A 25,267-nucleotide genomic window follows, 5' to 3' on the forward strand; every position below is an offset into this window, starting at 1 on the left:
ATGGATCTTTTGTAATGATTGAAAATCAGAAGTAAAAAAAATGTAAAGTGATTTTCCGAAGTAACCTACTGTAAATAAGTTGTTTGTAAAATACAGGTAATGATGGTGAATTGGTTTCGGAGCAAAATTTGCTTATCTTTTTACAAACCAAATCACAATATATCATTATGTCAAATACCTTTTCTAAAATCAGAAACGCAATCGGATTATTCACTTCTATAGATTTTGATCAGTTGAGCACCATTTCCCAAAAAGTGGATTTGCCAAAACTTATGAATAATTTTTCAAAACTCGACGATAAACAGCTTGCAGGATTGGTGAAAATGCTTGATCCTGATAAAAAAAAGAAAGAACTTCCCCCTATTGACGGAGATTTTTATGATATCTACCATACACTATCCCCTGAACAACGGGAAATTCAGCTTAAAGTAAGAGATTTTATGGAAAAAGAAGTGAAGCCTCTGGTGAATCATTACTGGTTAAGAGACGAATTTCCTTTCGAGTTGATTCCGAAATTTCAAAAACTGAATATCTGTGGTGTTACCTATGAAGGATATGGTTGCCCCGGAATGCCTTTTCTGATGGAAGGTGTTATTGCAATGGAAATGGCCAGAATTGATGCTTCTATCGCTACCTTTTTTGGAGTACAGTCCGGGTTGGCGATGGGATCAATTTATATCTGTGGTTCGGAAGAACAAAAACAAAAATGGCTTCCACAAATGCAGAAGTTTGAAAAAATCGGGGCTTTTGGACTTACAGAGCCGGAAGTAGGATCCGGTGCAGCCGGAGGACTAACCGTTACCTGTAAAAAAACTGAGGAAGGCTGGGTTCTTAACGGGCAGAAAAAATGGATAGGAAATGCAACTTTTGCAGATCTCGTTATTATCTGGGCAAGGGATCTGGATAGCGGAGAAGTAAAAGGTTTTATTGTAGAAAAAGATAATCCCGGGTATTCTGTGGAAAAAATCAAGGGAAAAATGGCGTTAAGAATTGTTCAGAACGGATTGATCACGTTGAAAGACTGCGTCGTTACAGAGGATAACCGTTTACAAAACGCAAACTCTTTCAAAGATACAGGAAAAGTACTGCGAATGACCCGTGCCGGAGTAGCATGGATGGCCACAGGGTGTGCAAGGGGAGCTTATGAAAGTGCATTGGCATATACACGAACAAGGGAGCAGTTTGGAAGGCCTATTGCTTCATTTCAGATGATACAGGGACATCTCGTGGAAATGTTATCTAATCTTACCGCTATGCAGACTATGGTTTTCAGATTGTCCGAAATGCAGGACGAAGGTATTTTAAAAGACGAACACGCTTCGCTTGCCAAAGTATTCTGTACATTAAGAACCCGGGATATCGTTTCCAGGGCACGTGAAGTGATGGGAGGAAACGGAATTCTGCTGGAATATGATGTAGCAAGATTTGTAGCAGATGCCGAGGCGATCTATTCATACGAAGGAACAAAAGAAATCAATTCGCTCATCGTAGGACGATCAATTACCGGCTTCAGTGCTTTCGTATAATGTATTAATAGCAGGTAGCAGATGATTAATATTGATAATCTGCTACCTGCAATCTGAGGTGTATTAACTCACCAGTTTTTTATATTTCTCTCTATTGTCAATAATCATCCAGATATTGATCAGGAAAAGTACGGAAGAAATACTAATTCCGGTTGAGGAAGGATCTCTGTAAAGGTTATGAATCAGGATTCCAACCATAACTGGTAAAATAATGATGGCTCCCAATGCTCTTGTCTTCGGAAAGATAAATAATAATCCTCCGATAATTTCTACGACTCCCACCAAGGGCAGCAGCCAGCCGATTTCACCGAATGCAGCATACAATTTCATTTGGGCATCCGTGAGTTTAGGAGCCGGATTGTAGTGAAGGAACTTGTCTAGCCCGGCATTGATAAACATAAGTCCGAAAAGCAGGCAAAGAATGAATTTTACGATTTTCATAATTAAATATTTTACATCAAATGTATGATAAAAATGAAATATATTTATTTAATTTAATGAAAAAATATGCGGTTGTTGTAATTATGTGATTAATGATGATTTTGGTGTAATTCCTATTTGTGCTGGTGGACTAGCTTTTTTAAGAGTGTAAGAGTGACGGGCGCGAAACCAGCTAAGGAATACGATATGCACTTTAATAATAATAAACAAAAAGACTGCCTTGGAAAAAGGCAGTCTTTTATGTAAACTTTAATTAATCAGAACCGATGATTATATGATAGATTGTGATTTATCATTATTCATTACTCATTACTCATCATTGATTATCTATGTTCTAGTCCATTTCTTTTAAGGTAATATTCTTAGAAATTTTATAACTTTTTTTCTTTTTATGAGGTTTTTCTTCTTCTCCCAGTAATTTTCCCCAAGGTTTTAAATCATCAACTCTTTCACAGATGATTTTAATGATCGCAATGGCCGGAATACAAAGAAACATTCCAGCAATACCCCAAAGGTGTTCTCCTAAAAGGATTCCTATAAAAGAAAACAGTGCATTAATTTTTACTCTTGATCCCACTACAAACGGAAGGATAATATTTCCGTCAACAGCATGAATGCCAATATATCCGATGGCTACATAAATACACGTGGATGGAGTAGCAGTGGCAAAAGCGATAAAGCAAGAAATAATAAGCGACATGAAAATTCCCAAATAAGGAATCACATTTAATAAACCAGTTAAAACCCCTAAAAGGATAGCATACTTTACCCCTAAGATAGTGAGAACTGTAGCGGTAAGAATGGATACTATAATAACCTGAAGACAAAGCCCGAAGATATACTTCTTGGTCATAATACGGATTTCAGTTACCGCCTCCTGCACACTTGCTTTGTGTCTTTCATTGAAAACAGTCACTATAAAATTATTCAGCAATCTTCTGTAATTAAGAATGAAGATAAAAAACAAAGTGAAAAAAAGAATAAAGCCGAACCCCGTTGAGAATATCCCAAACGTAAATCCTAAAATAGCCCCCGAAGAAGACAGGAGTTTATTAAGCCCCTGATTAATATAATCTACCTGTTCATCAACTTTAACGTTAAATGTTTTGGATACCCAATGCTGAAGATTATTGAAAACGGTTGTAAACTGTTCTTTAAGATGAGGAATATCCTTACTGAAATCCGAAAGTTGCGTCGTAAAGAAATAAATAATCCCGCTTAAAATGACCAACATGATAAAAACTGAAGTCATTGTGGATACAGACCTTGGAAACCTCAGTTTTCTTTCCATGAAAGTGGCTGCCGGTAAAAAAAGCATGGCCATAAGGAATGCAAAGAAGAACGGAGCTATAATTGTCTGTTCCAGTACTAAAAGGTAACCAATAGCAATGATGGAAATAACCACCAATGTAAGTTTAACCAGAAAAGGGAGTCTAAGAAAATTCATAATGTGAAATGTGCAGTGTGGAATAAAAATAAGAAATCCCTTCTGAATTGAAAAATTTTTAACTCAATTAGGGTATATTTTTCCGGTATTATATCAAATTTTATTCCACCTGAGCATAAATAGGAATATTTTATCCAAAAGCAGAAACACGTCCCGGTTACCGGGACGTGTTTCTTTATTGAGAAGTTAATATGTTATAAATTGTTTTATTTTTCAATGGCAATATCAATGACTTCTTCCATTCTGTTGACATAATGTACTTTCAGATTTTTTAAATAATCTTTTTTGATTTCTTCTACATCCTTTCTGTTGGCCTCACAAAGAATTACATCCTTAATACCGGCTCTTGTTGCGGCAAGAAGTTTTTCTTTAATACCGCCTACAGGAAGTACTTTCCCCCTCAAAGTGATTTCTCCCGTCATGGCAAGGTGAGGTTTGATTTTTTTATTTTTAAAAGAAGAAACAATAGAAGTCAACATCGCAATACCTGCTGATGGGCCATCTTTTGGAGTTGCTCCCTCAGGAACATGTACGTGAATGTTTTTCTTATCCAGATCTTCCTGCGCAATGCCCAGTTCATCATGTCTGGCTTTAATATACTCTAAAGCAATTGTTGCCGACTCCTTCATTACTGTTCCGAGGTTACCGGTCATTGTTAATGATCCTTTACCATTGCTAAGAATACTTTCAATATAAAGAATATCTCCACCAACGCTGGTCCAGGCTAAACCTGTTACTACTCCGGGAACTCCCGTAATTTCAGATAAGCTTTTCGGTCTCGGAACTCCAAGAATTTCGTCTACTTTTTCCAGCGAAATTTTTGGATCGTAGTCTTTTACCAAAGCCGTTTGTAAAGCTACCCATCTCGCAATAGAAGCAATTCTCTTTTCTAAAGTTCTTACTCCGCTTTCCGAAGTATGTGCTTCAATAATGTGCTTAAGTTCAGCATTCCCGAGCTTGAATGATTTGGTATCCAGGCCGTTTTCTTCCTGCTGTTTCTTAATTAAATGTCTTTTGGCGATCTCAATCTTTTCCTCTAAAGTGTATCCTGCAATCTGAATAATTTCAGTTCTGTCTAAAAGAGGAGTTTGTATCGTTGACAATGAATTGGCAGTGGCAATAAACATTACTTTTGATAGGTCGTAGCCCATCTCAAGGAAGTTATCATAAAAAGACTTATTTTGTTCAGGATCAAGAACTTCTAGAAGTGCTGAGCTCGGATCTCCATGAATTCCTTGGGAAATTTTATCAAGCTCATCCAGAACAATTACAGGATTGGAAGTGCCTGCTTTTTTAATAGACTGCAGAATTCTTCCGGCCATAGCACCTATATAGGTTTTTCTGTGTCCACGGATCTCACTTTCATCATGAAGCCCGCCCAAAGATAATCTAACATATTTTCTTCCTAAAGCATCAGCAATAGACTTTCCAAGAGAAGTTTTTCCTACTCCCGGAGGCCCTACCAATAATAGAATAGGAGATTTCATGTTGTTTTTCAATTTTAAAACAGCCATATGCTCCAAAATCCTTTTCTTGATATCCTCAAGTCCGAAATGAGCTTTGTCTAAAACTTTTTCAGCTTTTGCGATATCAAAAATATCTTTTGTATACGTTTCCCAAGGCAGATCTGTAAAGAAATCAAGATAATTTCTTTGTACATTATAATCCGGGGAATTAGGGTTCTGACGCTGTAGCCTGTTGATTTCCTTCTGGAAATGTTCCTCTACCTCACGGCTCCATTTTTTAGTTTTTGCTTTGGCAATAAAATCCTCAACATCACTTTCAGGACCGCCTCCAAGTTCTTCCTGGATCGTTCTGATCTGCTGATTCAGAAAGTATTCTCTCTGTTGCTTATCAAGGTCTTTTGATGTTTTCTGATGAATCTGGTTTCTTAATTCAAGCTTTCTGAAATCCTCATGCATCATTTCGTAGCACTTATTAGCCCTTTCCATCAGGCTTTTTTCCTCAAGCAGCTTTTGCTTTTCCAAAGATGGGAAATTGGCATTCGTGCAGATGAAATTAAGAAGGTCATCGTTGTTATTGATGTTCTTGATCGCAAAATTGGCTGCATTAGGAATATTCGGATCCAGCTCGATAATTTTAAGGGCCAGTTCCTTGATGTTTTCCAGTAATGCTTCGTATTCTTCCTGGTTTTTTGGTCTCGAATCCTTTAATTTTGAAATTTCAGCTTTGAAATAGGGCTGGTTATCAAGGATTCTTTTGATCTTAAATCTGTGAAATCCTTTTGTAATAGCCGTTATATTGCCTTCCGGAAGCTTAATGATCTTAATGATCTTTGCTAAAGTACCAGTAGTATAAATATCTTTTTCTGTAGGTTGTTCCAGATCTGAATTTTTCTGGCTTACAATTCCTATGAAATCTCCGTTTTTCTGGGCTTCTTCAAGAAGCTGTATTGATGTTTTTCTTCCTGCTGTAATAGGAATTACCACATTGGGAAACATGACCATATTTCTTACAGGAAGTATAGGGAATATTTTCTGTTCGGAATTTTTATCAGTTTCCGCAAAATCGGAAAGATTGATTTCCTCAGTTACGATGTCAAATCCGTCGCTGATCATTTCCTCTAAACTAATATCTTCAAATTCTGTCATAATTAATCGAATGACAAATTGTCATTTTCGTTTTTAATCGTTAAAGTGATTTTTTATAATATGCCCTGAAAACGTGTAGCATATTATAATGTCTTAGATTGCACAATACTTATGCCATTTGTTTTTTGCTAAAAAATATGGTCAAAATTTCCTTTTTTTAATAATCTTTGAGATTAAAAAGCAAAATAAAGAACTTCTGCTTCTGTAATTTCTTAAAAATGTGTATTTTCGCAAACTGATAAAAAACTATAATTTATAAAATGGCAATTTTAGGACAGATTAGGAGTAAGCCTTGGCTTTTAATGGGAGTAATAGCCTTAGCGCTTTTGGCGTTTTTGGTGAACCCCGATAGTATCGACAAGGTTTTTGGTAAAAATCCTGACGTTTTAGGAAAAGTAAACGGTGAGAAAATCACCCGCGAAGAGTTCAATGATCAGCTTTTCGTGTTGCAGCAACAGGCTGAGCAACAGGGTCGTCCGAAAAACGGTCTTGAAGAGCAGGCGTGGCAGTTACTTGTACAATCTAAACTTATCAAGCAACAATTTGAGAAATTGGGCTTTGAAATGACGGATGATTATTTCTGGAGTCAGATCCAGTATGATCAAATGTTTGCTCAGAATCAACAGTTCTTTGATGAGAAAGGTAATTTTAAAACTCAAGAGCTAAAGAAAGAAATTGAAACATTAAAAAATACCAATCCTCAAGGATATACTCAATGGTTGAAGACAAGAAAGACTATTGAATACAGATTGATGGCAAGACAGGTATTTACCAATATTTCAGCAGGGATTACAACAGGTAAAAAAGAAGCTGAAGAGATGATGAAGGAGAGAGATCAGCTTGCTGATATCGACTTTGTAAAGGTTGATTATGCGGCATATCTTCAAAAAACTAAAATTAACGTTAGTACAGAAGATCTTGCCAATTACATCAAACAGCACCCTGTAATGTTTAAAGCTGAGCCAAGCAGAAATCTTGGTATTGTATATTTCCCTTCTAAGCCAAGTGCAGCAGATGATGCAGCAGCGATGAAAGAAATTACAAAATTATACTCAGGAGGTACAGACGCTAGCGGAGGTACAGAAAATTTCCAGAACACGAAGAACGATTCGATGTTTGTAATGGCTAATTCTGATATGCCTTTCAACCCTCAGTATGTAAAGCCTACCCAATTGCCTGCAACGATACAAGGTCAGATCGCAACCGCTGCTATCGGACAGACTTTTGGTCCTTACAAAGAACAAAACTTCTATGTAGTTTCTAAACTGGTAGGTAAAAAGACTTCTGATTCTACATTATCAAGACACATCCTGATTGCTTTCAAAGGAAGCCCTGCAGGAGAAGGAGTGACAAGATCCAAAGAGCAGGCTAAGAAATTGGCAGACTCTATCGGAGCTATCGTAAAAGCTACTCCTGCTAAATTTACAGAATTCCTGAAACTTTCAAGTGATCCGAACTCTGCAGCACAAGGTGGTAGTCTTGGTTGGACAACTCCGGAAACGCCGTTTGTTCCTGAGTTCCTAACTTACCTTGCCAACAACCCTAAAGGTGCTACCGGAGTAGTGGAAACTCAGTTTGGTTATCATATCATCAATATTGAGGATAAAAAATCCGGATCAATGGGTTATAAGGTGGCAAATCTTATCAAAGAAATCAAACCTTCTGATGCTACAGAAGCTGAAACGGATAAGAATGCAAGAAAATTCATTCAGCAGGTTCAAGGTAAATCTTTCAACGATTTTGTGAATATTGCTAAGAAAGGAAATTACCAATTCTCTAATCCGAAGATGGCAAAGAGATTTGACGGTCAGCTTCAAGGTTTAGGAACAGAAAAAGACGGAGATATTTTAGCCTGGGCTTTCGATAAGAAAAGATCTAAAGGTGATACCGAGTTCTTCACAGTAGACGGAACAGGTGATAAAATTATAGTATACCTTAATGGAAAACAGGACGCAGGTCTTGCTGATCCGGAATCTGTAAGAGATCAGATTGAAGTTATTGTTAAAAATAAATTAGCTGCAAAACAAATCTCTGATAAGATTGCAGGAGCAAAAGCTTCCAACTTAGATCAGATTGCTAAACTATTTGCTGCTACAAAACAAAGTGCTCAGGTAAATCTATTGAATCCTTCAGTTGCAGGAGCTATGGAACCTAAGGTTGCAGGAGCTGCATTCGGAGTAGCGAAAGGTAAACTTTCCAATCCGGTTGAAGGAGGAACAGGAGTATATGTTCTGATCAAAAAATCAGAAACTATAAACAAACAGCCTGGTGACCTTAAGCAGTTTACGGAATCTATTACTCAAAGAAATGCGGGTATGTTCGGACAGGCTTGGATGAAGAGTCTTCAAGACAATGCAGACATCCAGGACTACAGAATTGAGATCTGGAATAAAGTTGGAAATCAACAATAATCAGAAATTTATTTCAATAATATAAAAGCGACAAATTATTTTGTCGCTTTTTTGTATTTAACGCAGAACAATATCGGGAAAGATTTATTTAAAATGTACTATATTTGCTTATTAGAAAAAAATTAGCAAGTGAAGTTCAGTAAAGAATTAAAAGCTGGTGTGATCGCACTTTTAGCTATTGTAGGCTTTGTAGTGTTGTTTCAATTTATGAAAGGGAAAAGCCTTTTTACTACCGATAATATATTTTACGCAAAATATGATAATGTGGAGGGTCTCGCACAGTCTTCAGCCGTATCAATCAATGGATTGAAGGTGGGGCAGGTTGATAAGATCATTCCTCAGACCGCAAAAGACGGTAAAATCAGTTTTGTGGTGAAAATTACTGTCGATAACAAATTTGAATTTTCCAAAAATTCAACATTGGAAATTTTCGAACCGGGATTAATGTCCGGGAAAGAAATGAGGGTAAACCTGATGTATGGCGGAGCAACGGCAAAGGATGGGGATACTCTGAAAGGAGCTTTCAAACTAGGAACACTGGGAAGCCTTTCTTCTCAGGTAGGTCCTGTAAAAGACCAGTTACAAGTTGTTTTGCACAGAGTAGACTCTCTGATGGCAAATGCCAACCTGTTGGTAGATGCACAAAATAGAGCCGAAGTCAAAGCTTTATTATCAAACCTTAACAAAACAGTGGGTGCGTTGCAGACTACTGCCGGAAACGTAAATAATCTGGTAGGACACAATGATCCTAAACTTCAGAAAGTATTGGACGACGCAAGCCTTACAATGCAAAGCGGAAAGGTAACACTGGATAAATACGGAAATCTTGCTCAAAGTATCGATACGAAACAATTGAATGCTACCATTGCCAATTTAGATGCTACAGTCGGAAAACTGAATCAGGTAGTTGGTGGTATAGATAGAGGTGAGGGAAGTTTAGGTAAACTGATGAAGGATGAGCAACTTTATAATAATCTTAATACAGCGTCTTCCAATCTGAACTCACTGATTGAAGATATGAAAGCACACCCTAAGAGATATATTAATTTCTCAGTTTTCGGTAAAAACAATAAAGACTAATACGCCCTTATGCAGTACATCGATAACATTATTTTCCTTATTTTATTAGTGGCCGGATTTGGATTGTTTGCCAAAAGCCTTCAGAAGATCTATAGAAATATAAGATTAGGTCACGAAATCAAAAGAAACGACAGACAATCTGAGCGCTGGAGTACCATGGCAAGAGTAGCTATGGGACAGAGCAAAATGGTAAAACGTCCTGTTGCAGGGATTTTACACGTTTTTGTGTACGTAGGTTTTATTATTATTAATATTGAACTGGTAGAAATCATTGTAGACGGATTGTTTGGAACACATCGTTTTCTTGCCTCCGTTTTCGGTGAGAGCTTTTATAGTTTCTTTACCGCAACATTAGAAGTTTTAGCACTTCTTGTCGTTATCGGTGTAGTCGTATTTTTCATCAGAAGAAACTTTTATGGTGTCAAGAGATTGACTATGAAAGAACTTTTCGGATGGCCAAAACATGATGCAAACTGGATTCTTATCATCGAATTTGCCTTAATGATGGCTTTCTTTAAAATGAATGCTGCCGATTGGGTATTGCAACAAAGAGGTCTTCTTCATGAGCTGGGAAGTTTTCCGATCAGTTCTGCTATACTGGGCCCTATATTCAATAATTTTAGTGACGGATTCTTATTCTTCACAGAAAAAGGAGCATGGTGGTTCCACTTTGTAGGGATTCTGTTCTTCATGAATTATTTATATTATTCAAAGCACTTACATATTATCCTTGCTTTCCCAAGCACATGGTATGCTAATCTTGATAAAAAAGGCAAATTCAACAACCTTGATTCTGTAACAAAAGAAATTAAGTTGATGATGGATCCTAATGCAGATCCTTATGCCGCTCCGGCCGAAGGGGAAGCAGAGGCAGCACCTTCTAAATTTGGAGCAGAAGATATTTTTGACCTGAATCAGGTACAATTACTTAACGCGTACTCATGTACAGAATGCGGACGTTGTACTTCTGTCTGCCCGGCAAATATTACCGGCAAAAAACTTTCTCCGAGATTAATCCTGATGAAAACTAGGGACAGATTGGAAGAAGTAGGAAGAAATATTGATAAGAACGGAAAATTCGTTGATGACGGTAAAAAGTTATTGAACGATTATATCACAAAAGAAGAACTTTGGGCTTGTACAACATGTAATGCATGTACAGAAGCTTGTCCGGTGCTGCTTGATCCGCTTTCTATTATTTTTGAAATGAGAAGATTCCTCGTAATGGAACAGTCTGCGGCTCCGCAGGAACTGAATCTGATGATGACAAATGTGGAAAACAATGCTGCACCTTGGCAGTATAACCAGGCTGACCGTCTGAATTGGGCAACAGAAAACTAATGTAAATAATGTAACGATGTAACAATCTAAAATCATGGGTAAACTGTTACATTGATATATTGATAAATTTGATTTAGAATGGATTTCAATATAAAAACAATGGCAGAATATGCTGCCGAAGGAAAAGCTCCCGAAGTTTTATTTTGGGTTGGATGTGCCGGAAGTTTCGATGACCGTGCTAAAAAAATTACGAAGGCATTTTGCAAGATATTAAATAAAATAGGCGTTGAATTCGCTGTTCTGGGACAGGAAGAAAGCTGTACAGGAGATCCTGCAAAAAGAGCAGGAAATGAATTCGTATTCCAGATGATGGCATTGACGAATATTGAGGTTCTGAATGCTTATGAGGTGAAGAAAATTGTGACGGCATGTCCGCATTGTTTCAACACCCTTAAAAATGAATATCCAAGCCTTGGAGGGCACTTTGAAGTGGTACACCATACCCAGTTCCTAAAAACCTTAATGGAAGAAGGAAGATTAAAAATTGAGGGTGGGGCTTTCAAAGGAAAGAAAATTACCTTCCATGATCCTTGTTATCTTGGCCGTGCCAATGACGAGTATGAGGCACCAAGACTATTGTTGGAAAAACTCGATGCAGAACTTGTAGAAATGAAGCGTTGCAAAACCAATGGTCTTTGTTGCGGGGCAGGAGGAGCACAGATGTTTAAAGAACCTGAAAAAGGGAATAAAGACATCAATATTGAAAGAACTGAAGAAGCTTTATCATTTGAACCTAAAGTAATTGCTACCGGATGTCCATTCTGCAATACCATGATGACGGACGGGGTAAAACACTTTAATAAAAATACAGAAGTAGCTGTAAAAGACATCGTAGAGCTTCTTGCCGAAGCTGACGATTTGTAGAGAACAGCATTTAAAAATACAAATAAAAACTCAGGCTTTTGTCTGGGTTTTTTATGTATTACAAAGTCAGGAATATTTCTTAATTTTATACTTTAATTTAATACGATGCGGAATCACCGTTAGCAAGATTTTCCGATCCGAAAGGGACGTGAAAACTGGTGGTTTGTAACAAAAATAAATGTTTGGATATGAAAATCGAAGAATCTAATATTGTAGAAACCAACGACTACAGAGTTATTATATACCCGGCTTCAAGGCCTTTTGAAACAAAAGAAGCAAAGGCTATCACCGAGAAATTATTCGATTTCCTGGCTACATGGGCTGCGCACGGGAAACCCCTTTCTTCTTCTTTTAAAATCGAAAAGAACCAGTTTATCATAGTATGTGTAGACGAGGAAAAGGAAATGGCTTCAGGATGTAGTATAGATGCATTAGGGAAAATAATGAGAGAAATTGATGAAGAGTACCAATTGGGACTTTTCGACAGGATGAAGGCAAGTTTTATCGAAAACGGAGAAGTAAAAACATTAAAGCTTCAGGATTTCAAAAATAAACTGCGAAACGGAGAACTGGCACAAGATATCCAGGTTTTTGACTTTTCTAAAAATACCTATCTTGACTTTCTAAGCCATTTTGTATTGCCTCTGGAAAAAAGCTGGGCAGCTTCTATAAAATAAGTAGATAAGCTTATTTTGCTTATAAATCATAAAGTGGAAACGTGTTTTCCACTTTTTTGTTTTAATGTATATTTGCATACATCTCAGAAAAACTAATGCTTAAGGTACTATTTTTGACGACTTCCCATAGCTATAAAGATGATAGAATTTTTTATCATCAGGCAAGAGAACTTAGCAGGCAGGGATATGAAGTCAGGATTTGTAGTTTGTGCTCAGATTATCAGGGTGTTATTGATGGGGTTTCAATAGAAGCTTATTCCGTTTTACAAGAAAGTATTGCAATAAAAAAGCAGGTTTTTCAGAGGGTCTGTGATGCCTTTCAACCTGATTGTATAATCTGTTCTGAACCTTTGGCGGTCATTGCTGTGAAAAAGTTTGTCAAGGAACACAAGGTAAGTTGCCTCTATGACGTTACAGAATGGTATCCTGCAATGTCAATGCTTGAAGGCTATCGCTTTCCTGTAAATATTGTTCATGCGGTAAAATTCTTTCTCATTAACCTTTATGCCGGATTCTTAAGCACCCATTTTATTTTTGGGGAACAGACAAAAAAGTTCCCTCTGGCCTGGTTTTTTTGGTTTAAAAAGCACATCATTCTTCCGTATTATCCTGACCCGGCTTATACCAGTGAAAATATCAAAAAACTTGACCCCGGGATGATTACCCTGTGCTATACCGGTCATATTTCAAAAGATAAAGGAATTGGAAACTTTTTTAAGGCCGTTGCTCAAGTACGCCGACAACTGCCGTCATTGAAAATCAAGGTTTTAATAATCGGAGGGACACGTCAACAAAGTGATGAAGACTATTTTGCAGGATTACTGAACGAATACAATTTTGATGGTGTTGAAGTGAGGAAACCAACTTTTTTTGAACATTTTACCGAAGCATTTAGTGACGCTGATCTTTGTTTTGATCTCCGGGAGTTTAACTTTGAGAATCATCATTCGTTACCGATAAAACTGTTTTATTTTATGGCAGCGGGGAAGCCGGTGATCTATTCAAACCTAAAGGGAATACGGAAACATATTGGTAAACTTTCCTTTGGGTATCTGGTAGATCCGGGAAATGAAAAAATAATTTCAGATATTATCATAAAATATGTTAAAAATCCTCACCTTTACGAAACACATGCATTGAATGCAAAAAAGGATTTTAGAGAAAAATATAACTGGAAAATAATCAATCATTCTTTTCTTGATTTTGTGAAAAGAGCTATTGATCAATAATTGCCATGCAGCTTACCATCATTAAAACTTTCATTTCACGCTTCCTGATCTTGTTTCTAAGTTTCGGACTGGTGATTTTTTCTACCAATATGTGGGGAAGTGAAGGGAAAGGTACCATTTCTATTGTGATTGCCAATGCTGCTGCGGTAAGCTTTTTCAGCAGTATTTTCTCAGGAAGCAGTACATCTTATTTTGCTTCAAGGTTTAAGGTGGAAAAAATTCTGCTGTATGCTTATCTGTGGTCTTTATTTATTGGTCTTTTCGTTCCGTTTTTATTTAGTTTTACCTCTATTCAGAGCGAATATCTGATGTATCTTATAGGAATTTCAGTATTCTCCTCTTTACTGTCAACCAATATCGGTCTGTTTATAGGCACTCAGAATATCAGGAAGTTCAATACTTACACTGTGTTACAGCAACTGGTACACGTTGTTTTTATCATGCTGTTAGTATATGGATTTGGGTACAAGGATGTATCCGTATATTTTATGGCACAGATCGGTTGCCTGGTTCTTTTATTTGTAACAAGTTTTTTTCAGATCATCAGAAAATGTAAACTCTCTGAAGTCTCATTTTCAAAAGTAGTGTCCAGAAATATGTTTGAATATGGCTGGAAAACCCAGTTGAGTGCTTTCGTACAGTTTTTAAATTACAGGTTGTCATTTTATTTTTTAGAATATTTTGAAGGAATTGCCAGTGTAGGTGTTTTTTCAATCGGAGTGACCTTTTCAGAGGCCATCTGGACCATTACCAGAAGTATTGCAGTGGTTTTATATTCAGATGTGGTCAACAGTAAAAGCAGGGAAGAATCCATTGCTAAAACTAAAGGTTCTCTAAAACTGACATTTACTTTGATGCTTGTTTTTGTGGCAGGTGTTATTATAGTTCCTTCAGAAGTGTATCTGTTCATCTTCGGGAAAGAATTCCGGGATACAAAAGAGATTATTTTCTTTTTGACGCCGGGCATTTTAGGTATTGCTGTAAGTGATATGGTGGGGCATTACTTTTCAGGAATCAGAGAGTTAAAAATCCTGAATATCAAATCCATTGTAGGTTTGGTCGTAACGGTAGTTTTCTCTTTCATTGCCATACCAAGATGGGGAATTCTTGGAGCCTGCTTTGCTACTACAGCCTCTTATCTGGTTTCCTCATTTGTTTTATTCAGAAAATTTTACCACTCTACACCCTTTCGATGGAGAGATTATATGATTTCAAGAAAGGAAATAATGCTTTTGAAGAATAAACTTTTGAAGAAATAAACATTCGTAAAGGTTACACATAAAGACATTTCCTTATTTTTACATTCTTATAAGCTTTTATTATGTGCGGAATCTGCGGCTATTATTCATTCTATCAAAATATTTCTTCTGAAAATATTCTGCAGATGAATCAGGCAATTCAACATCGCGGTCCTGACGATGAAGGATTCTGGATCTGTAAAAACGGCTTTGGAAAATCTTTTTCCGGAGAAGATTCTACATCCGGAATTAAAAGACAATTTCCGATTCTTGGTGAAGAAATGTCTGATCTTGCTCTGGGTTTCAGAAGACTGTCTATTGTGGACCTTTCTGAAAAGGGTCACCAACCGATGCTTTCAGACGATGAACAAATCATCATTACCTTTAACGGTGAGATTTATAATTTTAAAAAGCTCAGGGAAGAGCTTGAAATTTTAGGATATTCTTTTAAAAGTAAGTCCGACACCGAGGTTCTCATCAAAGCTTATCAGGAATGGGGAATTGAAATGCTGATAAGGCTCGACGGAATGTTTGCGCTATGTATCACAGACCTTATCCGTAAAAAACTGGTTCTGGCGCGGGACAGGGTAGGAATGAAACCCCTTTTCTATCATCAGGGTGAGCACGGATTAGTATGGGCTTCAGAAATAAAGGCCATTGTAAAACATGAATTTGTAAGGGCGGAAATCAACTGGAACGGAGTATATACCAATTTCCTTTTTCAGACTACTTTAGCCCCGGAAACCTGTTTTCAACATATATTTTCATTGGAACCTGGAGCTTTCATGACTGTTGATTTAAATGATAGAACCTTCGCCACGGAAAAGTTCTGGAGTTTACCGCTGAAAGTTAATGAAAGTATCACAGAGGAAGAAGCGATAAAAAAAGTCGACACATTATTATCAAAAAGTATTTCGGAACAGCTGTATGCAGATGTACCGGTTACCGTTATGATGAGTGGAGGAATAGATTCAACGTTAATTGCTTCAAAATCAAAACCTTTTAACGAAGATATTACTGCATACACCATTTCATACCAGTTTTCTGAAGAAGAAGTTAAGAATGCCTCATTGGCAGCAAAACATTTTGAGCTTATTCATCATGTAGAAAAAGTAAGTGACAAAGAAATACTGGAGCAGCTTAAAGAAAATATCCAGCATTTTGAAGAGCCCTACAGTAGTCTTGAAGTACTGATGAATGCTGCAAAATATGCCCATGAAAATGGATGTAAGGTCGTATTGAGCGGAAACGGCGCAGATGAACTTTTCGGAGGCTACTCCCACACATTGAAGCTTAGCAGATGGCTTATGATGAAAAATTTTAATTTTATCAGTCCATTGATTGTTACGAAAGGAAAATTTTCCGGGAGGGTTAAAAATTATTTTTCCCAGAATTGTATGTTCGATTTTTTCCGTCAGAGTCAAACCGGAATGAGACCGGCAGAGGCAAAGCATATTTTTCGTCCGGAAATTTATAAAGGTATAACGACCAATCTTTGCCGTTATCATTTATCAGAATCAAATAATTATTCAGGATATTTTGAATATGATATGAAATATTCTTTATCCTCACACCATGTTTTCCGTGATGATCTGAGCGCTATGAAGTATGGGGTTGAATTTCGCTATCCGTACTTAAGTAACAGTTTAATTGATTATGTGGCTTCATTACCCGAAAACATACGGTTTACCGGGAAACAGAATAAGCCTTTACTGCGGAAAACCGCGAAAAAGTATCTTCCGGAAGAAATACTGAATATGCCCAAGACAGGGTTCTCTTTTCCCCTCCATCATTATCTTAAAAACGAGCAATCAGTCAGGGATTTTGCATCAGAAAATCTTGAACGTCTAAAGAAGAGAAATTTTTTTAATCCGGATGTCATTGATGAATGGTGGTATAATCTCAAAGACGATTATGATTTTGTAAAAATCTGGCAGCTGGTTACTTTTGAGCTTTGGTATCAGAAATATTTTGAAAAATAAAGCAGCAGTCTAAAGATTAATATTTTACCTTTGTAATTATGATGAAATATTTTGTAGGTATACTTGTTGCGATCTTTGCACTTGTAAGTTGTAAAAGTGATGATGATTCTCTGCAGAGAATAGATCAGGTACTTAATATCTATATGAAAAACGCTGCCGGACAGGATCTTCTGAATCAAAAAAAGCCGGGATCCTATACCGGATATGCTGTCAATGATATTTTTGGAACCAGAGATATTTCTCCGGTAACAATTCCGCTACGAATGACCGCGGATTCTTTGTTTTATATGGAATATCTGGCAGGAGCGAAAAGAAGAAGAATGGATTCTATAAGCCCTGATAATCCGGGAACAGGCAATTCATACTTTTCCAGAATGCAGATTACCTTTACAAAAAGTACGAATGTAAATGATAACGTTACAGGAATACTGGAAGTTCAATATCGTAATACGCCCACACTGTTCCAGGTTTCCAAGGTATTATACGACGGAACAGAAGTATTTTCTAAAAATGCTGATGCCCCAACTTCAATAAATACCTTTACTATCACAAAATAATTTTAAATTTGTACAATTGTTAGCTTATTTTAAGCTAAACATCTAATATTTAACATCTAAATAAAATGTTACAAGTCAATTTTTTACGCGACAATAAGGAGCGCGTTTTAGAAGGTCTTAAAAAAAGACAATTCAAGAATCTTGAGTTGGTAGACGAGGCTATCGCTGCTGACGATGAAAGAAAAAGAATCCAGTTTGAATTAGATTCCCAGCTTTCCGAGATCAACAAAATCTCCAAAGAAATCGGACTTTTGATGAAGGAAGGAAAGAAAGAAGAAGCGGAATCGGCAAAATCTAAAACAGCACAATATAAAGAGTCGAGTTCAGAATTGAAATCTCAGTTGGAGGTAAAAGAAACTGCTTTGCTTGATATTCTGTATCAGCTTCCTAATATTCCTAATGAATTGGTAAAAAGCGGTGCTTCAGCTGATGACAATGAAATCATTTTCCAGTCTCATACCGTAGAAGGGCTTGGTGAAGGAGCAATTCCTCACTGGGAACTGGCAAAAAAGTACAACCTTATCGATTTTGAATTAGGGGTAAAAATTGCAGGAGCCGGTTTCCCTGTTTACTTGGGGAAAGGAGCAAGATTACAAAGAGCCCTGGTGCAGTATTTCCTTGATAAAAATGTTGATAAAGGGTATACAGAAGTAAATCCTCCTCACGTTGTGAATGAGGCATCCGGATTTGGTACCGGTCAATTGCCTGACAAAGAAGGTCAGATGTATTATATCAACGAAGATAAATTATACCTGATCCCTACTGCAGAAGTTCCTGTAACCAACCTTTACCGTGATGTTTTGCTGGATGAAAGAGACCTTCCTATTAAAAATACGGCATTCTCTCAGTGTTACAGAAGGGAAGCGGGAAGCTACGGTGCCCACGTAAGAGGATTAAACCGTCTTCATCAGTTTGAAAAGGTAGAAATTGTAAGGATCGAAAAACCGGAAAACTCTTATGCTGTTCTGGAAGAAATGGTAGAGCATATCAAAGAAATTCTTACAGATCTTGAACTTCCCTTCAGAGTATTGAGACTTTGTGGCGGAGATACAGGTTTTGCATCAGCAATGACTTATGATTTTGAAGTATGGAGTGCTGCTCAGGAAATGTGGCTGGAAGTAAGTTCTGTTTCCAATTTTGAAACTTTCCAGGCCAACAGGCTGAAGTGCCGTTACAAAGCTGATGGGAAATCTCAGCTGGTTCATACCTTGAACGGTTCTGCCATGGCATTACCGAGAATCATGGCTGCATTGCTTGAAAACAATCAGACGGAGGAAGGAATTAAGCTTCCAAAGAAAATTGCAGAATATGCAAGATTTGACGTGATCAACTAAACAGAATCAACGATTTAAAATAAGTAAAAACCTCTTATCTTCTGATAGGAGGTTTTATTGTATTCCGTTATGATGATCATTTAAAGTGTATCTCGCGATATTAAAATAGTGAAGCAAGGTTTAGTGGCAGTTTGTAGAGGTATGATCGTGGCCTTCAATGTGGCAGTTGGCTCCATTATGATCCTTGGAGATGGTCATAGCTTCTGCTCTTGGAGAAACATAAGGAATCCCTAGTTCCAGGCCCCGGAGAATAAACAATCCTCCCAGGATAATCATGATCACAGGAACTGCTTTTAAAACCTTGATTCTAAAAGCCTGATTCATGAGGTTTCCGACCAAAACAACAGCAAACATGAACGGAAGGGTTCCTAACCCAAATAAAGCCATATATAGAGCTCCCTGCCATATTCCTCCGCTCGCAAGGCTGGCAGTAAGTGCCATATAAACCATACCACATGGAAGAAATCCGTTCAGAATACCTGTCGAGAACCTTGAACGGTAATCTGCTTTTTGAAGTAATCTGCCTAAATTCGATTTTACTGAATATAAAAATTTAGAAAGAAAAGGAATTTTTGAAGCAAAATCTTTTCCTCCAAATGAAAATACCGCCATAATAATAAGCAGAACACCTGCAGTAATGGTCAGGTATTTTTGAAATCCTGCCATTTCAAATCCCTGTCCGATGATACCCAACAATGCACCTAGCAAAGAATAGGTGAAAATTCTTCCCAATTGATAGGTCAGGTTCTGAAGGTAGAAATTAGCCGCCTGTTTCTTGGTTAATCCCATCGATAAAGCAATAGGACCACACATTCCGATACAGTGAAAACCGGAAGCGAAGCCCAAGGCAATAGCCGATACCACAAGTCCTATTTCCATATCACATCATAGTCTATTCTGTATTCTGTTTTATCTTTTGTCCAGTTCAGTCTCAAAGTATAATTCCCCATTTTTAATACCTGTGCGGGAATGGTAAAAGACTGCTGTGCATCAAGCTGTACAGATTTTTTGATATCTAAATTCTGGTCGTCGGTTCTGTTTAAAACAAATTTTACCGTAGTATTTGAGTTATTATATTCTTTTGGAAAAGTGATTTTAATTCCGTTCGTATTCTGGCTGTACACAGGTTTTTCCTGAAGGTCATCTGCTCTTTTTTTAGCATCAATGACATCCTGGTACTTCAGTTCTTCCTCATAATAGTTATCAGTTACCATTTCAGAGTTTTTCTGCCCGTTTGGGAAAAGAAACATCATTGAAAGTATAAAAACTATAAATGCAAATAATGCAAGTACAACACCGTGTCCCCAACTAAAGTTCTTCATCTTTTTTAATTAAAATTGTAATTTGAATGGTCCTTCAAAATAAGTTTGATATGAATCGATCAGTTTACCTTTCATGTCGTAAACGCCGATGGTAATGTTTTGTTTAGAAAGCTTCATTTCCTCTTCAGGGAAACTGATATTGATTGTCCCTTTAGAGATTTTGTCGCGGTCTACCTGGATTTTACTTGAGGCACTATAGGTGATTTCTCCATGCTCCGGAGCAATTACTTTTATGGTCACAAGTTTTTTATCGTTCGTTTTATTCAGGAACGTATAATTATAGGTATTGATAATTTTCCCTTCTTTCACAAAGAATGTACTTCCTGCAGGTTTAATGAATTTAGCTTCCATTTCGCCACGGCTGTACAGAAGGTATCCCAGGAATCCTACTAACAGGAGTAAGAATACTGCAAAACCTTTCATTCTTCCCGTGAATTTAAACGGAGTTTGTTTTTCAATTTCATTTTCAGAGGCGTATCGGATCAATCCTTTCGGAAGGCCTACCTTCTCCATTACTTCGTCACAGGCATCAATACAAGCTGTACAGTTGATACATTCCAGCTGTTGCCCGTCTCTGATATCTATTCCTGTAGGACAAACAACCACACACTGGTGACAGTCGATACAATCACCTTTTCCGGCTGCTTTTCTGTCTTCTCCTTTTCTCCATTTTGCTCTGTTTTCCCCTCTTTTAAAATCATAAAAAACATTGATGGTATCTTTATCAATCAGTACTCCCTGAAGTCTTCCGTAAGGACAAACCAGGGTACACACCTGCTCTCTGAACCATGCAAATACAAAATAGAATGCAGCAGTAAGAAGAATCATTACGATAAAATTGGTAGGATGGGCAAAAGGCCCTTCAGATACGATTTTAAATACTTCTTCGTACCCCACAATATACATAAACATAAAGTGAGTGATGATCAGTGAGATCACAATGTATACAGACCATTTTAGGGTTCTTTTCCAGATTTTCTCGCTGTTCCACTCCTGTCTGTCCAGCTTCATTTGCTTGTTTCGGTCACCTTCAATCAAATATTCGATTTTACGGAAGATAGATTCCATAAAAATTGTCTGAGGGCATATCCACCCGCAGAAAATTCTTCCGAATGCAATCGTAAAAACGATAATAAAAATCAAAGATGCGATAGCACCTAAAGTAAGGATAAAAAAGTCTTGGGGATAGAAAGGTTGTCCGAAGATAAAAAACTCTCTGTCTATTACATTGAACATCAATAATGGGTTACCATTGATCTTGATGAACGGTAATGAAAAATAAATAATTAATAATGCATAGCTTACAAGATTTCTGTAGTTGGTGTATTTCCCTTTAGGTTTTCTCGGGAATACCCATTTTCTCTTACCGGATTGCTCCATTGTCCCGATAGAATCTCTGTAAGTTTCAGGGTCCAGAACCTGTCCCTGTCCGCCTCGTACTTCTATTTCTTCTATGTCTGACATGTTGTAATATGTTTAAAAAAGAAAAAACATAATTCGTTACTATTTTTAATCTAATAACAAATTATGTTTTTTTCATATGTTTCTAATTTTTCTAAATTATTCTTTTTCCCAATGCGCTTCAGTTCCCTGAGGAGCAGCTCCTCCCTGTGCCTGAGTTACCGGTGGAAGTTCCTGGTTGATGTGATATACATAAGCTGCAATCTTTTCAATTTCAGCTCCTGAAACTTCTCCGTTTTTACCGAATGCTCTCATCGCAGGGTTGGTAGGAGAACCATTCCAGTCCATATGGAATACGTTTTTAAATAACGTCTTCTCAGGCTGGTTGATCCAATAGTTATCCGTAAGGTTTGGACCGATACCTCCACTACCGTCTTCTTTGTGACAAGATGCACAGTTTGTTTTGAATAATTCTTTACCATCTGCGATATTGTCAGCTGAATATTTAGCCGTTTCAATGGTTACAGGAGGCTGGGTTGCTTCATACGCTGCAATACTTGCCAATTGCTCTTTATACTCTTTTTCATATTCGCTTAACGGGTGAGCGAAATCTGTAAATGTATAGGCCGCAATATATACAATACAAAAAGCAGTCCCAAAATAGAATAAACCTACCCACCATTTTGGTAATTGGTTATCCAATTCCATGATTCCGTCGAAACCGTGGTCGATAAGGATATCTTTTTCCTCAGTTTCAGATTGCTTTTTGAATGCAGCAGCATACATTCTTTTGAAGAAAGGAACTTTCTTCTCAGCTAAATAAGCCGCTTTTTCTTCCGGAGATAATTTTTTGAATTTGTTGTTTTCAATTAAATCTCCAATAGCACTGTGGATGTAAGCCAGAATCCCGGCAATCACAACAGTACCCCAGAAGTATGGTGAACCCAAGAATGCGTAGCTCTGTACAAACAGATAATAAAAAACTATTAAAAGTCCGATTATTATTAAGATGTTTATAACAACAGGTGTTCTTTGTTTCATAAAAATAGTTTAATTTTTTAAATTAAAATCATCATCCTCATCATCCCCAAGTGGAGCCTCTTCTTCTTCTTTGTAATATTTTTTAGGCTTGCTAAAAACGTATATAATCAAAGCTACGAAGAACAGCATAAAGAAAATCAGAGCCAGCGTCTGGTAGAAACCAGCATTTTCTGTATTGGATAATATATCTTTAAAATTCTGAGGAATCATATGATGAACCTTTTAATGTTTTAGTTATTACTTGCTGTTTTGATTTCAGTTGTCTTGATATCTGTTCCTAATCTTTGAAGGTAAGAAATAAGAGCAATAATTTCTTTTTTCTCTAATTCTCCCTGAGGTCTCTTAGCATAAGCCTCTTTCAGGTCATTAGCTTCGGAGAAGATATCTTTAACAATTTTTGCCGATTGGTTGTTTGCCCATTTGTCTGCAGAATCGATTTCAGCTTTTGTGTAAGGTACATCAAATGTATTCTTCATTAGCTTCATCTTGTCTACCATTTTAGATCTGTCTAAGTTGGTAGCAATTAACCAAGGATAACGAGGCATAATTGAACCTGCAGAAGTAGATCTCGGGTTGTACATGTGCTTGTAGTGCCAAGAACTTGGGTTTTTACCTCCTTCTCTGTGCAAATCCGGACCTGTTCTCTTAGATCCCCATAAGAATGGTCTGTCGTAAACAAATTCTCCGGCTTTAGAGTATTGTCCGTTTTTACCGTTAAATCTCGTAATCTCATCTCTGAATGGTCTGATCATCTGAGAGTGACAAGCATTACATCCTTCACGGATATAAATATCTCTACCTTCAAGCTCAAGCGGTGAATAAGGTTTTACCGCAGAAATAGTAGGTACGCTTTTCTTAAGAGTAAGGGTAGGAATAATCTCTACCATACTTCCTATTGAAATAGTAAATAATGATAATACGGTTAAAAGTAAAGGCATTCTTTCCAACCAAAGGTGGAATCCTTCTCCTTCTTTACGTTTGTTACCGATATTTGCCAATGCTGGTGCTTCAGCAGGAACTTCTTTCTGGAATGATCCTTTTCTTACCGTTGCAATAACATTTACAATCATTAGGATCGCTCCCGAAATGTAGAATAAACCTCCTACAAATCTCATTTTAAAGTAAGGAATAATAGCCGTTACAGTATCCAACCAGTTTTTCCATAATAATGTTCCGTCCGGGTTGAATTGCTTCCACATTAATCCTTGTGTGAATCCTGAAATATACATTGGTACTGCATAGAAAATGATTCCTAATGTTCCTAACCAGAAATGCCAGTTAGCTAATTTTACAGACCAAAGTTTTGTTCTCCACATAATTGGTACCAGATAATAGATAACCCCGAATGCCATGAAACCATTCCATCCAAGAGCTCCCAAGTGTACGTGACCGATAACCCAGTCTGTAAAGTGACCAATTTTGTTGATGTTTTTAGTTGCCAATAGAGGTCCTTCAAACGTTGCCATACCATAACAAGTAACAGCTACTACAAAGAACTTAAGGATAGGGTTTTCTCTTACTTTATCCCAAGCTCCTCTTAACGTAAGAAGACCATTTAACATACCTCCCCAAGATGGTGCAATAAGCATAATAGAGAAACCTGTTCCTACTGCCTGAGCCCATGCCGGAAGTGCTGTATACTGAAGGTGGTGAGGACCAGCCCAGATATATACGAAGATCAGTGACCAAAAGTGAATAATAGACAGTTTATAGGAAAATACCGGTCTGTCTGCAGCTTTTGGTAAGAAATAATACATTAAACCCAGAACCGGAGTTGTCAAAACGAATGCTACTGCATTATGACCATACCACCATTGTACAATAGCGTCTTTAGCTCCTGCGTATGCAGAATAAGATTTCCAGCCTGAGAATGATAATGGAACCTCAAGGTTGTTGAAGATGTGAAGCATTGCTACTGCAACCCAAGTACCTAAATAGAACCAGATGGCTACATAAAGGTGTCTTACTCTTCTCTTCGAAATAGTCAGAATCATATTGGCACCGAAGATGATCCAAGAGAATGCAATCAGGATATCAATTGGCCATTCGTGCTCAGCATATTCTTTTGAAGTATTAATCCCCATAAAGAATGTAATGAACGTCGCAACGATCATAAACTGCCAAGTCCAGAAATGAATCCAGGATAATGTATCACTGTACATTCTTGTCTTTAATAATCTCTGCGTAGAGTAATATACCCCAACGTAAACAATGTTACATACGAACGCGAAAATTACGGTATTGGTGTGCAACATTCTGATTCTACCAAAACCAAATGCACCATGAGTGTTTATTAAACCTTGAATATTACCGGATGATAAACTTCTGATGGTTGTATCATCTGTCCCGAAAAAGAACTCAGGTAATTCAGGGTAGAAAAGCATTAATGCCGCCGTAAGCCCAAACGTAAATCCTATGAAACCAAAGATAATGGTTGCATAGAGGAACGCACGGACAATACTGTTGTCATAACTAAACTTTTGTGTTTCCATATCAACTATTCACTATTTTTCTCAATTTTTATTATTTTCTCCTATTTCTTTCTCGTCTTTATCCTTGTCGCCAGTTTCATCTTTTTCTTTGACTTCATCATCGAAAAGAATCCTGACAGCCGGAGATTCATCATCTTCAAACTGCCCTTTCTTGGCATACACTATAAATACGACCAGGAAGATCGCAGCTAAAGAAACACTGCAGACGATCATTAAATATAGAATATCCATCAGACAACAAAATTAACCTATTTTCGGGGTTCAAATTTAGT

General features: G+C 37.3%; 21 protein-coding genes. 11 read left to right on the forward strand and 10 right to left on the reverse strand.

What is annotated here, in order from left to right:
- Positions 1-167: 167 nt before the first annotated feature.
- Positions 168-1,526 carry an acyl-CoA dehydrogenase family protein gene (locus M030_RS0107835; RefSeq protein ID WP_027372997.1) on the forward strand — a complete coding sequence of 453 codons (1,359 nt, stop codon included), beginning with the start codon at positions 168-170 and terminating at the stop codon, positions 1,524-1,526.
- A gap of 63 nt (positions 1,527-1,589) precedes the next feature.
- Here the strand turns inward: M030_RS0107835 and M030_RS0107840 are convergent, their stop codons facing one another.
- The 3 genes from M030_RS0107840 to lon form a co-directional block, all read right to left on the reverse strand.
- Positions 1,590-1,967, reverse strand: coding sequence for a DoxX family protein (locus M030_RS0107840; RefSeq protein ID WP_027372998.1), 378 nt, complete (start codon positions 1,965-1,967; stop codon positions 1,590-1,592).
- 334 nt (positions 1,968-2,301) lie between these two features.
- Complete coding sequence (locus M030_RS0107845; protein WP_027372999.1) at positions 2,302-3,414, reverse strand: AI-2E family transporter; 1,113 nt, start codon at positions 3,412-3,414, stop codon at positions 2,302-2,304.
- A gap of 206 nt (positions 3,415-3,620) precedes the next feature.
- On the reverse strand, positions 3,621-6,026 hold the full coding sequence (gene lon, locus M030_RS0107850) for an endopeptidase La (RefSeq protein WP_027373000.1): 2,406 nt from the start codon (positions 6,024-6,026) through the stop codon (positions 3,621-3,623).
- A 260-nt stretch (positions 6,027-6,286) separates the two neighbouring features.
- On the opposite strand from lon, the gene M030_RS0107855 reads away from it, so the two are divergent.
- From M030_RS0107855 to serS, 10 genes are all read left to right on the forward strand, one after another.
- On the forward strand, positions 6,287-8,437 hold the full coding sequence (locus tag M030_RS0107855) for a peptidylprolyl isomerase (RefSeq protein WP_027373001.1): 2,151 nt from the start codon (positions 6,287-6,289) through the stop codon (positions 8,435-8,437).
- Between the two features lie 129 nt (positions 8,438-8,566).
- Complete coding sequence (locus M030_RS0107860) at positions 8,567-9,517, forward strand: MlaD family protein (protein ID WP_027373002.1); 951 nt, start codon at positions 8,567-8,569, stop codon at positions 9,515-9,517.
- 9 nt (positions 9,518-9,526) lie between these two features.
- Positions 9,527-10,858, forward strand: coding sequence for a (Fe-S)-binding protein (locus tag M030_RS0107865; protein WP_027373003.1), 1,332 nt, complete (start codon positions 9,527-9,529; stop codon positions 10,856-10,858).
- A gap of 78 nt (positions 10,859-10,936) precedes the next feature.
- A complete protein-coding gene (locus M030_RS0107870; protein WP_027373004.1) occupies positions 10,937-11,722 on the forward strand; it encodes a (Fe-S)-binding protein in 786 nt (261 codons plus the stop codon).
- A gap of 188 nt (positions 11,723-11,910) precedes the next feature.
- The gene (locus tag M030_RS0107875; RefSeq protein WP_027373005.1) at positions 11,911-12,399 is read left to right on the forward strand and encodes a hypothetical protein; all 489 of its coding nucleotides are present in this window, start codon (positions 11,911-11,913) and stop codon (positions 12,397-12,399) included.
- 95 nt (positions 12,400-12,494) lie between these two features.
- A complete protein-coding gene (locus tag M030_RS0107880; protein WP_027373006.1) occupies positions 12,495-13,628 on the forward strand; it encodes a glycosyltransferase in 1,134 nt (377 codons plus the stop codon).
- A 5-nt stretch (positions 13,629-13,633) separates the two neighbouring features.
- Positions 13,634-14,887 (forward strand): polysaccharide biosynthesis C-terminal domain-containing protein, encoded by a 1,254-nt coding sequence (locus M030_RS0107885; protein WP_027373007.1) that lies wholly within the window; start codon positions 13,634-13,636, stop codon positions 14,885-14,887.
- 62 nt (positions 14,888-14,949) lie between these two features.
- The gene (asnB, locus tag M030_RS0107890) at positions 14,950-16,848 is read left to right on the forward strand and encodes an asparagine synthase (glutamine-hydrolyzing) (RefSeq protein ID WP_027373008.1); all 1,899 of its coding nucleotides are present in this window, start codon (positions 14,950-14,952) and stop codon (positions 16,846-16,848) included.
- A 38-nt stretch (positions 16,849-16,886) separates the two neighbouring features.
- On the forward strand, positions 16,887-17,405 hold the full coding sequence (locus M030_RS0107895; RefSeq protein ID WP_027373009.1) for a hypothetical protein: 519 nt from the start codon (positions 16,887-16,889) through the stop codon (positions 17,403-17,405).
- A gap of 65 nt (positions 17,406-17,470) precedes the next feature.
- Positions 17,471-18,739, forward strand: a complete 1,269-nt coding sequence (gene serS, locus M030_RS0107900) for a serine--tRNA ligase (RefSeq protein ID WP_027373010.1) — start codon at positions 17,471-17,473, stop codon at positions 18,737-18,739.
- Positions 18,740-18,859: 120 nt separating this feature from the next.
- Here serS and M030_RS0107905 read toward each other — a convergent pair whose 3' ends face one another.
- The 7 genes from M030_RS0107905 to ccoS all read right to left on the reverse strand — a co-directional run bounded on the left by M030_RS0107905 (position 18,860) and on the right by ccoS (position 25,226).
- Positions 18,860-19,618 carry a sulfite exporter TauE/SafE family protein gene (locus M030_RS0107905; RefSeq protein ID WP_027373011.1) on the reverse strand — a complete coding sequence of 253 codons (759 nt, stop codon included), beginning with the start codon at positions 19,616-19,618 and terminating at the stop codon, positions 18,860-18,862.
- The gene (locus M030_RS0107910) at positions 19,609-20,061 is read right to left on the reverse strand and encodes a FixH family protein (protein WP_027373012.1); all 453 of its coding nucleotides are present in this window, start codon (positions 20,059-20,061) and stop codon (positions 19,609-19,611) included. The genes M030_RS0107905 and M030_RS0107910 overlap by 10 nt, the downstream gene beginning before the upstream one ends.
- A gap of 9 nt (positions 20,062-20,070) precedes the next feature.
- Positions 20,071-21,525 (reverse strand): cytochrome c oxidase accessory protein CcoG, encoded by a 1,455-nt coding sequence (gene ccoG, locus M030_RS0107915; RefSeq protein ID WP_027373013.1) that lies wholly within the window; start codon positions 21,523-21,525, stop codon positions 20,071-20,073.
- 96 nt (positions 21,526-21,621) lie between these two features.
- Positions 21,622-22,503, reverse strand: coding sequence for a cbb3-type cytochrome c oxidase N-terminal domain-containing protein (locus tag M030_RS0107920; protein ID WP_027373014.1), 882 nt, complete (start codon positions 22,501-22,503; stop codon positions 21,622-21,624).
- 9 nt (positions 22,504-22,512) lie between these two features.
- Positions 22,513-22,713: a cbb3-type cytochrome oxidase subunit 3 gene (locus M030_RS0107925; protein ID WP_027373015.1), complete on the reverse strand. Its 201-nt coding sequence runs from the start codon at positions 22,711-22,713 to the stop codon at positions 22,513-22,515.
- Between the two features lie 20 nt (positions 22,714-22,733).
- A complete protein-coding gene (gene ccoN / locus M030_RS0107930; RefSeq protein WP_027373016.1) occupies positions 22,734-24,995 on the reverse strand; it encodes a cytochrome-c oxidase, cbb3-type subunit I in 2,262 nt (753 codons plus the stop codon).
- Between the two features lie 21 nt (positions 24,996-25,016).
- Positions 25,017-25,226 carry a cbb3-type cytochrome oxidase assembly protein CcoS gene (ccoS, locus tag M030_RS0107935; protein WP_027373017.1) on the reverse strand — a complete coding sequence of 70 codons (210 nt, stop codon included), beginning with the start codon at positions 25,224-25,226 and terminating at the stop codon, positions 25,017-25,019.
- Between the last annotated feature and the right edge of the window lie 41 nt (positions 25,227-25,267).

This window comes from Chryseobacterium sp. UNC8MFCol, assembly GCF_000482305.1.
GTDB classification, from domain to species: domain Bacteria; phylum Bacteroidota; class Bacteroidia; order Flavobacteriales; family Weeksellaceae; genus Chryseobacterium; species Chryseobacterium indologenes.

Bases quoted from the DNA above. Each gene is read 5' to 3' on its own strand.
- M030_RS0107875 (WP_027373005.1), top strand. From the start codon at position 11,911: ATGAAAATCGAAGAATCTAATATTGTAGAAACCAACGACTACAGAGTT.
- serS (WP_027373010.1), top strand. From the start codon at position 17,471: ATGTTACAAGTCAATTTTTTACGCGACAATAAGGAGCGCGTTTTAGAA.
- M030_RS0107870 (WP_027373004.1), top strand. From the start codon at position 10,937: ATGGATTTCAATATAAAAACAATGGCAGAATATGCTGCCGAAGGAAAA.
- M030_RS0107885 (WP_027373007.1), top strand. From the start codon at position 13,634: ATGCAGCTTACCATCATTAAAACTTTCATTTCACGCTTCCTGATCTTG.
- M030_RS0107840 (WP_027372998.1), bottom strand. From the start codon at position 1,967: ATGAAAATCGTAAAATTCATTCTTTGCCTGCTTTTCGGACTTATGTTT.
- M030_RS0107880 (WP_027373006.1), top strand. From the start codon at position 12,495: ATGCTTAAGGTACTATTTTTGACGACTTCCCATAGCTATAAAGATGAT.
- M030_RS0107910 (WP_027373012.1), bottom strand. From the start codon at position 20,061: ATGAAGAACTTTAGTTGGGGACACGGTGTTGTACTTGCATTATTTGCA.
- lon (WP_027373000.1), bottom strand. From the start codon at position 6,026: ATGACAGAATTTGAAGATATTAGTTTAGAGGAAATGATCAGCGACGGA.
- M030_RS0107920 (WP_027373014.1), bottom strand. From the start codon at position 22,503: ATGAAACAAAGAACACCTGTTGTTATAAACATCTTAATAATAATCGGA.
- ccoS (WP_027373017.1), bottom strand. From the start codon at position 25,226: ATGGATATTCTATATTTAATGATCGTCTGCAGTGTTTCTTTAGCTGCG.
- ccoG (WP_027373013.1), bottom strand. From the start codon at position 21,525: ATGTCAGACATAGAAGAAATAGAAGTACGAGGCGGACAGGGACAGGTT.
- ccoN (WP_027373016.1), bottom strand. From the start codon at position 24,995: ATGGAAACACAAAAGTTTAGTTATGACAACAGTATTGTCCGTGCGTTC.
- M030_RS0107925 (WP_027373015.1), bottom strand. From the start codon at position 22,713: ATGATTCCTCAGAATTTTAAAGATATATTATCCAATACAGAAAATGCT.
- asnB (WP_027373008.1), top strand. From the start codon at position 14,950: ATGTGCGGAATCTGCGGCTATTATTCATTCTATCAAAATATTTCTTCT.
- M030_RS0107865 (WP_027373003.1), top strand. From the start codon at position 9,527: ATGCAGTACATCGATAACATTATTTTCCTTATTTTATTAGTGGCCGGA.
- M030_RS0107905 (WP_027373011.1), bottom strand. From the start codon at position 19,618: ATGGAAATAGGACTTGTGGTATCGGCTATTGCCTTGGGCTTCGCTTCC.
- M030_RS0107845 (WP_027372999.1), bottom strand. From the start codon at position 3,414: ATGAATTTTCTTAGACTCCCTTTTCTGGTTAAACTTACATTGGTGGTT.
- M030_RS0107835 (WP_027372997.1), top strand. From the start codon at position 168: ATGTCAAATACCTTTTCTAAAATCAGAAACGCAATCGGATTATTCACT.
- M030_RS0107855 (WP_027373001.1), top strand. From the start codon at position 6,287: ATGGCAATTTTAGGACAGATTAGGAGTAAGCCTTGGCTTTTAATGGGA.
- M030_RS0107895 (WP_027373009.1), top strand. From the start codon at position 16,887: ATGATGAAATATTTTGTAGGTATACTTGTTGCGATCTTTGCACTTGTA.